The organism is Sporosarcina limicola (genome assembly GCF_014873855.1).
GTDB lineage: Bacteria > Bacillota > Bacilli > Bacillales_A > Planococcaceae > Sporosarcina > Sporosarcina limicola.
On sequence record NZ_JADBEL010000001.1, the window covers coordinates 91,475 to 105,458 of the forward strand.

19 protein-coding genes are annotated in these 13,984 nt (G+C 40.9%); 5 read left to right on the forward strand and 14 right to left on the reverse strand.

Annotated features, from left to right (window positions below):
* Nucleotides 1-125: 125 nt before the first annotated feature.
* The 6 genes from H4683_RS00470 to H4683_RS00495 all read right to left on the reverse strand — a co-directional run bounded on the left by H4683_RS00470 (nt 126) and on the right by H4683_RS00495 (nt 4,671).
* Nucleotides 126-881, reverse strand: coding sequence for a TerC family protein (locus tag H4683_RS00470; RefSeq protein WP_192596861.1), 756 nt, complete (start codon nt 879-881; stop codon nt 126-128).
* Between the two features lie 51 nt (nt 882-932).
* Entirely contained in the window at nt 933-1,511 is a 579-nt protein-coding gene (locus H4683_RS00475) for a TerD family protein (protein ID WP_192596862.1), read from the reverse strand.
* Nucleotides 1,512-1,568: 57 nt separating this feature from the next.
* Entirely contained in the window at nt 1,569-2,147 is a 579-nt protein-coding gene (locus H4683_RS00480) for a TerD family protein (RefSeq protein WP_192596863.1), read from the reverse strand.
* Between the two features lie 27 nt (nt 2,148-2,174).
* Nucleotides 2,175-2,795 (reverse strand): TerD family protein, encoded by a 621-nt coding sequence (locus H4683_RS00485; protein ID WP_192596864.1) that lies wholly within the window; start codon nt 2,793-2,795, stop codon nt 2,175-2,177.
* A gap of 134 nt (nt 2,796-2,929) precedes the next feature.
* Nucleotides 2,930-4,279: an RNA-binding domain-containing protein gene (locus H4683_RS00490; protein WP_192596865.1), complete on the reverse strand. Its 1,350-nt coding sequence runs from the start codon at nt 4,277-4,279 to the stop codon at nt 2,930-2,932.
* Nucleotides 4,280-4,434: 155 nt separating this feature from the next.
* Nucleotides 4,435-4,671, reverse strand: coding sequence for a hypothetical protein (locus H4683_RS00495; RefSeq protein ID WP_192596866.1), 237 nt, complete (start codon nt 4,669-4,671; stop codon nt 4,435-4,437).
* Between the two features lie 149 nt (nt 4,672-4,820).
* Here H4683_RS00495 and H4683_RS00500 point away from each other — a divergent pair, with 149 nt between their 5' ends.
* Entirely contained in the window at nt 4,821-5,291 is a 471-nt protein-coding gene (locus tag H4683_RS00500; protein ID WP_192596867.1) for a DinB family protein, read from the forward strand.
* 27 nt (nt 5,292-5,318) lie between these two features.
* Here the strand turns inward: H4683_RS00500 and H4683_RS00505 are convergent, their stop codons facing one another.
* From H4683_RS00505 to H4683_RS00535, 7 genes are all read right to left on the reverse strand, one after another.
* On the reverse strand, nt 5,319-5,705 hold the full coding sequence (locus H4683_RS00505) for a hypothetical protein (RefSeq protein WP_192596868.1): 387 nt from the start codon (nt 5,703-5,705) through the stop codon (nt 5,319-5,321).
* A 322-nt stretch (nt 5,706-6,027) separates the two neighbouring features.
* The gene (locus H4683_RS00510; protein WP_192596869.1) at nt 6,028-6,480 is read right to left on the reverse strand and encodes a GNAT family N-acetyltransferase; all 453 of its coding nucleotides are present in this window, start codon (nt 6,478-6,480) and stop codon (nt 6,028-6,030) included.
* Nucleotides 6,477-7,397, reverse strand: a complete 921-nt coding sequence (locus H4683_RS00515; RefSeq protein WP_192596870.1) for an aminoglycoside phosphotransferase family protein — start codon at nt 7,395-7,397, stop codon at nt 6,477-6,479. Before H4683_RS00515 ends, H4683_RS00510 begins: the two co-directional genes overlap by 4 nt.
* Entirely contained in the window at nt 7,387-8,133 is a 747-nt protein-coding gene (locus H4683_RS00520; protein WP_192596871.1) for a nucleotidyltransferase domain-containing protein, read from the reverse strand. The genes H4683_RS00515 and H4683_RS00520 overlap by 11 nt, the downstream gene beginning before the upstream one ends.
* Nucleotides 8,134-8,157: 24 nt before the next feature.
* Complete coding sequence (locus H4683_RS00525) at nt 8,158-8,556, reverse strand: NUDIX domain-containing protein (RefSeq protein WP_192596872.1); 399 nt, start codon at nt 8,554-8,556, stop codon at nt 8,158-8,160.
* A complete protein-coding gene (locus tag H4683_RS00530) occupies nt 8,553-9,110 on the reverse strand; it encodes a GNAT family N-acetyltransferase (RefSeq protein ID WP_192596873.1) in 558 nt (185 codons plus the stop codon). The genes H4683_RS00525 and H4683_RS00530 overlap by 4 nt, the downstream gene beginning before the upstream one ends.
* Nucleotides 9,110-9,922: a VanW family protein gene (locus H4683_RS00535; RefSeq protein WP_192596874.1), complete on the reverse strand. Its 813-nt coding sequence runs from the start codon at nt 9,920-9,922 to the stop codon at nt 9,110-9,112. Before H4683_RS00535 ends, H4683_RS00530 begins: the two co-directional genes overlap by 1 nt.
* Before the next feature lie 197 nt (nt 9,923-10,119).
* Here H4683_RS00535 and H4683_RS00540 point away from each other — a divergent pair, with 197 nt between their 5' ends.
* From H4683_RS00540 to H4683_RS00555, 4 genes are all read left to right on the forward strand, one after another.
* Complete coding sequence (locus H4683_RS00540; RefSeq protein ID WP_192596875.1) at nt 10,120-10,839, forward strand: ABC transporter ATP-binding protein; 720 nt, start codon at nt 10,120-10,122, stop codon at nt 10,837-10,839.
* Nucleotides 10,840-10,851: 12 nt separating this feature from the next.
* Nucleotides 10,852-11,595, forward strand: coding sequence for an ABC transporter permease (locus H4683_RS00545; RefSeq protein ID WP_192596876.1), 744 nt, complete (start codon nt 10,852-10,854; stop codon nt 11,593-11,595).
* Nucleotides 11,596-11,656: 61 nt separating this feature from the next.
* The gene (locus H4683_RS00550) at nt 11,657-12,115 is read left to right on the forward strand and encodes a LytTR family DNA-binding domain-containing protein (RefSeq protein WP_192596877.1); all 459 of its coding nucleotides are present in this window, start codon (nt 11,657-11,659) and stop codon (nt 12,113-12,115) included.
* Nucleotides 12,112-12,522 (forward strand): DUF3021 domain-containing protein, encoded by a 411-nt coding sequence (locus H4683_RS00555; protein WP_192596878.1) that lies wholly within the window; start codon nt 12,112-12,114, stop codon nt 12,520-12,522. Before H4683_RS00550 ends, H4683_RS00555 begins: the two co-directional genes overlap by 4 nt.
* Before the next feature lie 241 nt (nt 12,523-12,763).
* Here H4683_RS00555 and H4683_RS00560 read toward each other — a convergent pair whose 3' ends face one another.
* Nucleotides 12,764-13,960, reverse strand: coding sequence for a class I SAM-dependent rRNA methyltransferase (locus H4683_RS00560; protein WP_192596879.1), 1,197 nt, complete (start codon nt 13,958-13,960; stop codon nt 12,764-12,766).
* Nucleotides 13,961-13,984 lie beyond the last annotated feature (24 nt).

Consider the following 13,984-nt stretch of genomic DNA (forward strand, 5'->3'; position numbering starts at 1 on the left):
TTGTCGTCTAGCTGCGGGCGCCAAACGCTTGGGTCATAAGCTGTCCGGCTATGCGGCAAAAGACGCCGCGGCGCCAGCCTGACTTATACCCAGCGCGTCTGGTCGGCGCCCTCCGCTTTCCTTTGTTAGTTCACTTTACGCTTATTCCTGTTGTGAACAATAAATGTCCCAATAAACATAACAATCAATACGATAAAGAAATGTAGATGTTCAATCTCGATACCGACAACGCCCAGCAACATCTTCAAGGCGATTAAAGCAATCAGTAGATAAGCTGTCGTTTCAAGCTCCGGTACTCTATCGATTAGCTTCAAAAACACGCCTGCAATTCCACGCATCATCAATACACCGAGCATTCCACCCAGTAACAGGATCCAGATTTCTTCACTGACACCAAAAGCTGCAAGTACGCTATCTACGGAAAAGGCAATATCCATAATCTCAACAGCAGCAATGGTTCCCCAGAACGTACCGAAAAGACGAATCAGAATACCTTTCGCTTTTATACCTTCAATTTCCTCTTCCGTGTCTCCACCTTTTGACTTTTCAATAAAGTATTGAATCGCCAACCAAGCTAGATAACCGGCACCCAAAACTTTGACCCACCATAACTTAATCAGGAATACTCCAACCCCGATTGCGATGAACCGAAAGATATATGCGCCAAGTAGCCCGTAAAACAAGGCTTTTTTTCGTTGTTTTTCAGGTAAATGCTTAACCATAACAGCTAATACAAGCGCATTATCCGCTGATAATAACCCTTCAAGAATTACAAGTGTGCCAATCAAGCCCCAGCTAACTGGATCTGATAATACATCTACCCACATCTGCCAGTCAAAAAAGGCAGCGTACGTATCGAGTATGCCATTGAGAATTTCCATTAGTTCCTCCTGTTAAATAAGCAATAGAGTGAGATTTATTTCCTGTAAACGTTAAACTTCTAAGCCATAATTCTTACAAAGTGCCGCCAAACCACCCGAGAATCCACTACCAATCGCATTGAACTTCCACTCGCTTCCATGCCTATAAAGCTCACAGAATACGACAGCTGTTTCAATCGAGAAATCCTCGCCCAAATCAAAGCGAAGTAGCTCCTCCCCAGTCGCTTCATCCGTTAAACGAACAAAAGCATTCGTCACCTGGCCGAAGTTCTGGCTCCGTGCCTCTGCATCGTGAATCGTTACCGTAATGCCGATGCGGTCAACGTAGGCTGGAATCTTGGAAAAGTCAACAATGACCTGCTCGTCATCCCCGTCCCCTTCACCCGTCCGGTTATCTCCAGTATGCAAGAGGGCTCCGCTTGGATGTTCAAGATTATTATAGAAAATAAAATCACTTTCATTCTGACAGCGGTTGCTTGCATCTACGAGAAACGCCGAAGCATCAAGGTCGAACTCTTGCCCGCCTGAATACTTATTCGTATCCCAACCGAGTCCGATAACCGTTCGTACAAGACCCGGATTCGTCTTTGTCAAATCAACTTTTTGTCCTTTTGATAGCGTAATTGCCATCTGAATCACCCCTCTTTTTAATGATAGAATACAGCATGCTTACACCGAGAGAAAAAATCAAGCCTGCAATCCGTAATCCTTCACAAGCGATCCAAGACCGCCTTGATAGCCACTGCCAATCGCGTTAAACTTCCACTCACTGCCATGTCGGTACAATTCCCCGACAACAACAGCTGTTTCAATGGAGAAATCTTCCCCGAGATCGTAACGAATTAATTCTTCACCATTCGCATCATTGATAATTCGTACATAACTATTTGACACTTGTCCGAAGTTCTGACTGCGCTGTTCCGCATCGTGGATTGTAATCGTAAACGCAATTTTATCAACCGATGTCGGTACATTCGCAAGGTTGATTTTAACTTGCTCATCATCCCCATCACCTTCACCCGTCAAGTTATCGCCTGTATGCACAACAGAACCATTTCCGCCTTCAAGATTATTAAAGAAGACAAAGTCCTTTTCATTTTCACATTTTCCTGTCGTGTTTAATAGGAATATAGATGAATCTAAATCAAAGTCTTGACCACCATCATACTTATTTGTGTCCCAGCCAACACCCACCGTAATATTCGTCAACCCAGGATTACTTTTCGTCAAATCAACTTTCTGACCTTTGCTCAATGAAATCGCCATTTAATTCGCCTCTTCTCGTTTAATTTTTTATTTATAACGTTCGACCATACTAGAAAGCCCCGCATCTGTTGACCCAGAACCAACTGCACCAAACTTCCACTCGCTACCGCTACGGTATATTTCAGCAACAGTCAAACTTGTTAAACCCGCATAGTTCTCCGATAAATCAAACTTCAGTAACTCCTCATTATTCCCCGAATTGATGACGCGGATAAACGCATTTTCCACCTGGCCGAAATCCTGCTTAAGCTTCACACAGTTATAAATGTTAACGACAAACACTAGCTTGTTAATGTTCGCAGGTACCTTCTTTAATTCAACTATCACCTGCTCATCGTCCCCATCGCCTTCACCTGTGGTGTTATCGCCTGCATGCTGAACACTGCCGCACTTACTTTTCAAATTACCAAAGTAAACCAAGTTGTTTTTATCCACAAATTTATCATCTTGAAGCATGATGACTGAAGCGTCAATATCCATATTAGAATTACTGCCACCGCTGCCACCGCCGCCACCAAAAAGTCCACCTAGTAATCCACCAGACTTTTTCTCAATCGGATCCCAGCCTAGACCAACGATAATTTTCTCAAGTCCAGGATGCCCTTTTGTCAAATCAATTCTCTGACCTTTTTGTAAGACTATTGCCACATTAAACACTCCCTCATAATTAGCAAGAACATTCATCCTCTTGCATAAAATGCTATCCTTATTAATTTTACTACATTTGAAATGAGACTACAAAAACGACGTAACGTTTCTGGCATTAATAAATAAATAATTAATTACGACAACCGATAAATCCGACCTTTCTTCTCGCCTTCCGCTGTTAGACGATTTTCATCCACCATGCCCCTTAACAATTGCGTGGCTTTTGCAGGTGACACATCCAATAACCGTTGGACATCCCGATTACGAATAAACCCATGACCACCTACGTACTGAACAATCTGTTCTTCCGGTGGTTCATTCAACAAAGAAGTTCTTTCCCTAATCACTTCCGATTTTTCCGTCTCATCTAGCCTTGGCAAACTAACCCAAAAACTATCTTTGAACTCACGGATTTCCGGTAGTTTCTCAGCTCCCATTTCCTCGTAGGTCTCCATTGCACGTTGAACACCTGAAGCATAGCGCTCACATAATCGTAAATCGTAAAACACATTCGATAGCTCCGGATTCCGTCGAACAGGTCTTGCCGCAAACAGGATTGTCTCAATTGTCAGGTCCCCATATAACCCGCCAGTCGAAGCGATTTCCAAGTGGTTGTCGTACACCGTTACTTTCGCATCCCCTTCTAGTCGATAATCCCTATGAATAAAAGCATTTACCAAAAACTCTCTCACCGCCACTTGGGGAAACTTGCGATAGGGAGTACTCAATAAGCCATTAATCTTCGTTATACTAATATCATTTATTAATTTCTCAATACTATCCAATTGATGAATAATTGAGCCAGTCAAATCCAATGATTTTTCAATATAAGATGTTGTTCTTTCCCCGCTATATTGCAAAAAAATTGAGCGTAACGAGCACCTATCCGATAACCACAATCCCAATTGCGTCAATTTATATTGTTCATTGACAAATCGAATTGCCCCGTAGTTTTCCAACGCCTTCTTCGGATTCTCCAACAAATCCAGCGCCTTTTCCCTGACACTCAATTTATTCTTTTTCACAAATGTCATTAGTGACTCAAATTCGTCAAGATTGAAGTCGTAATCGGTTAGCGTTACCTCGAAATGATCGTTTCTTTTTTTACGGATAAAATCATATATTTCCTCGGGCGTTGTCAACATTCTTTTCGTAGATCCTCTTCGGACAAAAATTTCGTCAACAACCGTTCCTCTTTTTCTATATACATGCCCACGTGCATCGATTGTTATTTCGATTACTGGCTTATCTTTCAAATAAATCAATTGCACGCTCATATCCAATGCAGGCTCAATATTATCAGTGAACTGGTTAATGACTTTTTCTTCTTCCAACCGTGGATTTTCCAATCCAACAACTTCCCCATTATCACTGATACCGATAAATATTTTCCCACCAGATGTGTTGGCAAATGAAATTGCCTCTCGATATAATTTGGGCGTTACGCGATCTTTCCACTCTTCGAATTCTGATTCAGCTTTCAATTAATCACCTCTTTTCTTTTTATATCGATATTACCAATTGTTATATCCTGTAATAATAAATTTATTGATATAATCCGCGAATTATATCGATAAACATACCCTGAATTCTATAAATTACCCTTTCTTTACGTTATCTTTGGTTAACAATAGACTTTTCAACCCGAAAAGTCCCTAAACAACACCTCCAATTCCTGCACATTATAAAGATTAGCATCGCTAATGAATTTCTCAATCTCGACTGTTCCATCCTTCATAAACTCTACCTCCCATCGCTCACCCGGGACAGCAACTTCGACCATAACACTTTCATTCCTTACTTTGCTTAAACGGTAGAAAATCTTATTAGCCTCTAATTTATTTAAGAAATGAATATACGATGTTAAGCTCTCCAATTCCCCACCCCACACTTCGTATTCTCAAAATGCGCCCGAACCATTATCACCATCAGCGACCTTTGAAATCACCTCTTCATACTCTTACGGAATAGAACGTGATATAGTTTCATGAAATATTCTTTTATATGAAATTTAAGGAGGAAGAAATGAATATCTACTGTAAAGCCGCACTTCATCAAATTAACATCGCTGTAAAATCTATTATAGAAATAATCGATAAACTAGAAGATAGCGACTTACAAAAAAGACCTACCCCCACTAAACATTCAATCGGAGAGCTATTAGAACACATCACCATGATTTGCAGAGCCGATTCTCTCATTGCTGATGGAGCTTCCAAAGAGGAAATGCATACATTCTATACCAGTGCATCTCTAAATACCTTAGATGAAATGAAAGAAGCATTGCTGAACAATTATCAGTTGTTGGAAGATAAATATGAACAATTCACCGAGGATGAGCTTCAGCAAGTAACTACTTCTTATTGGGGGATCACATACACATATTATGAATGGTTGTTAGAAATTATTTCACATTTATATCATCATCGTGGGCAATTGCATGCAATACTTATTCATTGCTATGCCAAAGACCCTAAAGTTCCATTGTTTGAATAAAAAAAGAACCCACATCGTATGGATTCCTTAAAATTTCACTTCATCGCTCATCTCAAACACGTCAAAAATATCCTTCTGGATGATGAGCGATATGATTTTTCCTTCTTTCTTGAAATAATGGACATGACCGACCCGTTTGTCTTCCATCTCCGCCCATCCCCAGTTTTGAATTTCCTCCAAATAGTCCTCAGGAGGTGTTCCTTCCTCATCACCAATGTTTTCCAAGCTGTACTTGGCCGATTTTGCAATTTCAGTTGTACAATCTTCAGGTTGAAGCTCATACGCATTTTTCGGAACCGGAAAACCGTTATTGATGACCGACATTCGATAGCCGTCCTCCTCGGTAAATTGATACACACAACCTGTCATCACCATGGAGGCCAACAGAAGAATTGGAATTAGAATTCGTTTCATCACGATAACCTCCTCACAAAAACTTCACAACCCATTTCTTCCAGATTACTATCTAAGTTATCTATTGTCGACCGACTAATTTGTGACAATACGAGGTAAATTTCCAGCGTCGGTGATAACACGGTCCATGGCGGTGATAACCGCTCCGAGACGGTGATAAACCACTACATGGCGGTGATAAACTGCTCCGAGTCGGTGATAAACCACTCCATGGCGGTGATAAACTGCTCCGAGTCGGTGATAAATCACTCCATGGCGGTGATAAACCGCTCCGAGTCGGTGATAAACCACTCCATGGCGGTGATAACGCCTCTCACAATCGTCAGACCTCCATCGAAAGCCGAATCATATCTCGACATTGAATGCCATTTTCGAAAATCGCTTCCTCATAATTATGGACAAAAAAGTCCTTTATCAAACCCGTCACACCGAATCCACATTTCTTATAAAGCGCCAGTTGACCTACGCTAGAATTACCCGTTCCAATTTCAATCGATTTATACCCAAGCCCCTTCACAGTCTGGATCGCATCACGAATCAGCTTCTTCCCAATCCCACGACCTTGCATCCGTTCATCAACCGCCACATTCATTATCTCCATCGTTTCAACATTCAACTCGACTAGCACATAAACGCCGACAACTTCGCCTTCCACTTCAGCGACGCGGCATTCCCCATTTTCCAGATACTCCTCCACCAGTTCACGTGACGGATCAGCAAGTAGCAAGAGATTAAATGGCGGCGTCTCACCTTCCACTAACTGTCTAATGTTCATCCAATCACCTTCCTCGCAAGTAAACTAATCATATAACTCTCCATCCGCTCACGCATCATCTCATCCGTTAAACTTGTAACCCCCAAAGAAACCCAGCCTTCATAAACCGTCGGCGGCTCATTTCCCTCAATGAAATCAAACACAGCAAGAAAATCCCAATAAGGGCTGTATTCAAATTCCGAGCTCGCAACCCTCAAATAAGCATCTAAAAACTGATCTGCTACCTCTACTCCATGCAATAAGGCAAGATTCACTCGACAATGTCCAACATCAACATTCGCAGGGCCACGACAAGCATTTACCCAGTCGACAACCCCACTCACCTCTCCAGCACGCCATAAAATATTTGTAGGATGAAAATCACGATGAATAAACGTTTCTTTTATAGTAGGAGGTGCCCCCTTCACAATACGAACTGCATGCTCCCATTGCTCAGACATCGAACTCCAAGTAGGTACTGCGATGTCATCCCTACTCGTATACGTTGAAAACGTCCTCGGAAATTCTGCTGCATCAATCGTATGAATCAATGCCAACGCATTCGCCATTCCCTCTGTCCAAGTTGTAAAATCATCTGGTTCAAGCACAACATTTCCATCCAGTTTCGTCATAAGAATAGAAGGGTATCCCGTTTCCTCACCATATGAATCCAACGCGATTGGTGCAGGAGTCAGACTTATTTTATTTTGAATAAACTGCAGATTACCCATTTCATGCAGCGCAAGATCCGGTTCTTCAAGCAGCCATGATTTATTTGTATATTGTTTAATGACGACTTCCTTTATTTCCACACCGGCAATAACAATCACTTCATTAATAGCTGCAGAAATACCGCCATGAAGCTGTTTCGTTGAATCAATTTCCGAGTCAATTCCGAGTGTTTTTTTGATCCATAAAGAAGTTGGTTCAGTTAACATGGTTACCACCTTTTCTTAATCCTTTCTTCCCCGCTGAAAACCCTTCAAATAACCTACCGCCATACGGTTCCAAAATTTCATCTGCAAGACCGATAATCTCATCCTTACCGCCTGTTTTATAAAATATATCAAAGGCTTGTACAAATCTTTGTGTAAACTCTTCGTCATACTGATTCAAAGCCCGTACAACCCATTTAGATGCCCCAATCCATTGACCATTCGTTCTCAAAACAAACTCATGAATCGCTTCGGCGAGTGAATTCGCAATGAAAAGATCTTCTGCATGATTTGTTGAGCCCATCAGATCATCAAGAGCATCCGTTATCATATATCTCTTCATATCAAGCATTTCCATCGACCATATTTCTGGCCCTTTCTTCAATAGCTCATTCGCTTCTTCTTTAATTGCACTAACAACTTCCGAATCAATTATGACAAGTCCTTCGGAGACCATCCGTGGCAATGAAGGGCGAGCCCCTTCGCAGTCCTGCTTGAAAAAAACCTTGTAAGAAGTAAAGTTGTGGACAAAAACTTCTATGGGCCAATCATATTTAATAAACGATTCACGATACGCCGAGTTTACCTTTTCATCGAAAATAACGATGTCCAAATCTGATGTTGCAGTATCTTCACCTCTTACGACACTTCCCGCCAGCAACGCAGCTTGGCAGTTCGGGAACTTTTCCTCTATAAATCTCTTTGCAGCTTCTATCGGCTGTAATCTACTCTTGTTCATAACTTCACCTGTTTTCCAACTATTTCAAGGCCTATGTAATAAATGCAGTTTTTCTGCAATCTCAATCGGACGAACATCTAGCGATAACAGACGTTCTAATTCAATCCACATCGGCTCATAAGTACCCCGATTCCTAAATTTATCCGTAAACTCATCTCCTCCCCCCGCACCAAATATTCCTCCTGTAATTTCCGCAGTGAAAAAATACTGTATGCCATTGTGATGAACAATTCCAAGATCGTCTTTAATGTCAATGTGTACGCCTAGCTCTTCAAATGTTTCTCTTATTGCAGCCTGTTCTGGACTTTCTCCATTTTCAATTCCACCGCCTGGAAAAACATAATACTCTTGTCCGACCCTAACTCTTTTAATCAATGCAACTTTGTTGTTTTCGATAATTACAGAAGAACCCCGGTTTCTCACATTTCTTCACCTACCTTCCCTCGATATTCAATCAACCAGCAATCCCGATACTCGCCCTCATGCCACTCATTCGCCTGCAACAATTTCACTTTCTCAAATCCACACTTTTCATAACAACGAATCGCACGCCCATTCCACGTTTGTGGATCCATGACAATACAACCTGCCCCTTTTTCTTCAATTAAGTATTTCACCATTGAACTGACAAGTAGTGTTCCAACTCCTTTATTCCAGTAGTCAGACTCACCGATGAACTGATCCATTCCATAAATCAATTCCGTCGAATCTTCGTAACCGTATGTAAGTTTCTCCTCTGCATCCACTTCATAAAACTGAATATAGCCGATGGGTTCGCCATTGAATTCAATCAGACAGCGTGTAGCATCGTCCTCTTCCTTGAAAAACTTCTTCTCTACTTTCTCCAGATAAAAGGGATTATCCCTCCCTTCGTAATACTGAAGGATTTCAGGGTCAGAAAGCCATTTGGCAAGTAGATATTTATCCTCTTCTTTCAATATACGCACAAGCAATTTTCCAGCTTTTATAATTGTCATCACTCCTCATAAGTCAAAAATGGTTCGTACATTGTAATCGCATGATTTCCCGTGATGAATTCATCATCGATGAAATCATCGTTCAAATTGTACACTTCCCTGAAAATCGAGTTATGTCGCACATAGCCGCCCCATAATTCTCGCGTGAAACTATGGTCCTTCTCGTACACTTTATACGTTCGATTTGCTGGATTTGCCGCTCGCCACTCACCAACAAGCGAAGTATCCGTTAAATATATGATCAGCTGATACGATTCAACTGTTTCGTTTTTAATTTGCAAATCCAGATAGTTATACGCACATGTTGCACCACTGCCAAATGGTTGGCTCCGTTTCGAATCCGGAAACACGTCATAACTATGCCTATATCTCTCCGTAACTGTAAGTGGAGCATGAAGCGTCATCCAGTATATCAAGTTCGACAACTGGCATAACCCTCCACCCACGCCCGTCGTCACCTGTCCGTAATGCAAAATCATTCCGTCAACATACCCTTTTCGCTTCGTCGTACTGCCAATCAATCGCCAATACGAAAACGTTTCCCCTGGTTGTAGAACAACCCCATTCAACTGTTTCGCCGCAATTTTCAAGTTGGTAATTTTATTAGTCTGCAATTCCATATCGACATCCTTCAATACACGAAGCAAAGGCGTTCGATGTTTGAAAACAACATGAGCCAACTTTTCATCCAACCGCTTTGTTGCATACTTCTTTCCATCTATATACCATTCCGAATATCGCTTCAATCGGTACACTTTCTTTCCAATAAATATACGTAACTTACTACGCTTTTTCGGCTTCAATGAATTCATCGCGGACAGCTCCTCTACTACTTATTCTCCTAAGAAACACCGATGTCCTTTGAAACCGTCCAAAAAGTGAATGTATTTCACCCATCAATTTCCGCAAGTCACCTTTGAATTGTTGCAGTTCACGAGGATACCGAAGACAGCAATGGCGATACAACATACACTTTGGTTACAAAGAACAATCAAACGGAGGGAACAGGATGGCTATTATCGACGTTCGCAATCTACAAAAATCATATGGCAACAACCAAGTTTTAAAGGGGGTAAACTTTCAGGCACAAGAGGGTGAAGTGATTGGGGTTATCGGGAAAAACGGGGCAGGTAAGTCGACGTTCCTAGAAATATTGATGACCATTAAATCATATGACATTGGGACCGTCATCGTATTTGATGAAGATATAAAATCCATCCCAACAAATCGATTGGAACAACTACGACAAAATATTTCCGTCGTCTTGCAGCCCACACAATTTTATAAAACATTAAAAGTAGGCGAATTACTGAAGCTATTCAAAGCGTATTACCAGTCTCCCGTAGACATTGAAAAAATCATTGCAGATTTCAAACTCGAAGCACATCGTAAAAAGTACTTCGACAAACTTTCAGGAGGCTGGAAACAAATCGTCAGCTTGGCGATAGCCTTTTTATCGGAACCGAAGCTTTTAATTCTCGATGAACCAACAACGGGATTAGATCCTCATATGCGTAATCTACTATGGTCGTATATCAAAAACTACAATGATAAAACAGGTGGCACAGTCATTTTGACCACACATAATATGGACGAAATTGAACTGTATTGCGACAAAGTAATGCTCATCAATAACGGGGTCAATGAAGTATTTGAAACAACGGAAAATATTTTAGCATCTGGATACAAATCAATCAACGCGTTTTATCTGCAAAGCGTGTCCATTTAAGGAGGAAACTACATGTTAACTACACAACTGAAGTACGACTTACTCATGTTTTCACGGGAATTGTTTTACTTAATTTTCATCCTTGTCGTTCCACCCGCCACCTATATTTTCATGGGGCAACTATACGGAGATTTCACCTATGCTGGAAATCTAACATACGCACAAACGTATACCCCTTCGTTCATTTTGCTCATTACATTCGGCGTCGTTTTCTTCTCCTTCGGGTTTGAGCAAGTGATGCATCGTACAACCGGTGTAGAAAAAAGGATTAGCCTCTCACCCGTACCGAAAAAAGTGCTCCTTCTTTCAAGTATTTTAAAATCCATTATTCTGACGAGTTTCGGCTTTTTCATCGTTTACCTAATTGGAATAATCGTATATAATCTCTCCTTCAACCTACTAAGCTTAATAAGCTCTTACGGATTTTTCATCTTACTAAATGCATTATTACTCACCATTTCTTCTGCCATCTATTCGTTCTTCAGCAATATGAATAGTGCGTTGGTGTTTTCAATTATTATATTCCAAGTTGTCATGATTACAGGCGGATTCGCTATTCCCGTTGAAATGATGCCAAAATTTGTTACAGTTATTGCCGAGGTAAATCCGATTTATCATATGAACAAGTTGTTCATCGCTATTTGGAATGAACAATTTCAGTTAGATAAAAGTACATTTATTTCCATTGGCTATATTGTTGCATTAATCATTATCGCATTGGTGATTATCCGATTTTCTACTAAACGACGCAATTGATTTGCCACTACAGACAATGAAAAATTCATCAGTTACACTATTGTTAAGGGGGTGTCTTGAGTTGAAAATCTCGTTAAACATAGACGCTAATTACGAAGAAAACAAAGTGACCATCCAGTGTAAAGAACTAGACGATTCCATACAAGAAATTCTTGATTTTTTCAAAGGAAGAGAAACAGAATTCCTCGTTGGAAAAGATGGAGAAATGCAACATATATTGAAGCCCGAAGATATCCATTACTTTCACACTGAAGCAGACGGAGTCGTGGCGGTCACCGCCGATGGGTCCTTTAAGTTGAAGGAAAAGTTATATGAACTTGAACAACTTCTCCCCTCCAATAAATTTATCCGTCTCTCAAAATCCGTCATTGCAAATTTACATGAGTTAAGTCGGTTCGAAGCGTCATTTAACGGGACACTATGCGTTTATTTCAAATCGGGTGCGAAAGAGTATATCTCGCGTACATACGTCAACACCATTAAAGACACACTGAAAATGAACAGGAGGAAAAACGGATGAAAACCTTTTTAATTAGAAGCATACTTGGTATTTTCTTTGGGTCATTTCTGGCTGTTCTCGCGACGTATTCAGCCATTTATTTCGGTAAAAATGATGTACTTAACTCCCAACTATTCGTTGAATACTCCTTACGTAGCATTTTCTCTGGATGGTTTTTCACGGTCACGCCACTCTTTTTCGAAAATAAGAAGTTGAGCCTGTCTCAACAAACTGCTTTGCATTTCAGTACCGTTATCATCCTCTACTTCATCGTGGCATTCGGCTTCAGTTGGATTCCGTTCTCTATAAAGAACGCACTCTTCATTCTCGGATCATTCATCGTCGTCTATACGCTCATATGGTCCGCTTTCTATCTTCACTTCCGAAGCGAAGCGAAGAAATTGAATGCAGATCTTGATGATTTTTGATTAAAAACTGCATCTAGTTCGAACTAGATGCAGTTTTTAATATTCACTACTTATTTTGCTTTTCGAATCCCAAGCCGCTCTTTAATTGCATATTGTAGCAGGTGTGAAAAGTTTATATTCTCTTTTTCCGCTGTATCATTTAACCATCTCGGAATCATTAGCGTTTTCTTGACGGCTTTGCTTAAAACATATAAAAATCCGCACCAGGTGACTACCCAGTGCGGATTTTCGTATTAAAAACTTATTTCAATTTCTGCAGAATAACCACTTTCAAATAGTTGAACTCCGGATAATCGCGATTCGTGCGGAAATCTTTCGGCAATGATGATTCCTCAAGGATTTTATATTTCGATCCTGCACCAGCGAATCCCTCTTCGATGAACGTCTTGAACTTCTTCATGCTGAATGACGCATTATTCGTCGATGCAACGATGATACCGTTTTTTTCCGTAATCGCAATTGCATCCATAAGCAATGCCGGATAATCTTTTGCCGTACTGAACGTGTATTTCTTTGTACGTGCAAAACTCGGTGGATCGAGAACGACTAAATCGAACTTCAATTCATTCCGCTTCGCATAACGGAAGTATTCAAAAACGTCCATCACTTTAATATCCTGTTGTTCGTAATCGATGCCGTTCACGCTAAACTGTTCAATCGTCTTCGCAAGACTGCGCTTCGCCAAATCGACACTCGTTGTGTTTATAGAGCCACCCAATGCAGCCGCAACAGAAAATGCACCCGTGTACGAAAACGTATTCAACACGTTTTTCCCTTTTGAATACTTATCGCGGATTGCCTGACGCATATCCCGCTGATCAAGGAAAATTCCCGTCATGGCACCCTCATTCAAGTTGACCGCAAAGTTCATGCCATTCTCTTTAACGATGATTGGAAAATCCCCTTGCTCACCTTTAACGAAATCATCTTGCTCCATATATTTTCCTTTTGTATCAAAACGTTTTTTCTCATAAATCCCTTTAAAGTCCACGATTTTATCGAAAACGCTATAGACATAATGCTTAAGCGAATAAATTCCCTCGCTATACCAACTCATCATATAGAAACCATCGAAATAATCAATCGTCAATCCGCCGATGCCGTCGCCTTCCCCATTGAATACACGGAACGCCGTCGTTTTAGGATCTGCAAACAATGCTTCACGTCTTGCCATTGCCGCATCAATTTTTGATTCAAAAAAGTCGAAATCGATTTCTTCGTTCTCATTTTTAGTAAGAACCCAGCCTAGCCCTTTGTTCTGTATACCGTAATAGCCCTTGGCGACGAACTTCCGATCACGGTCAATCAGTCTGACAATGCTTCCCTCTTTCGTCAGCACATCAGAATTGATAATCGCGTCCTTCAGAATCAATGGATAGCCCCTCTTGAAATCCGATATATTTTTTGCATTTACTTGTAGATCGATTGTTTTAGCCATTTTGTCATCCTTACTTCATCTTTT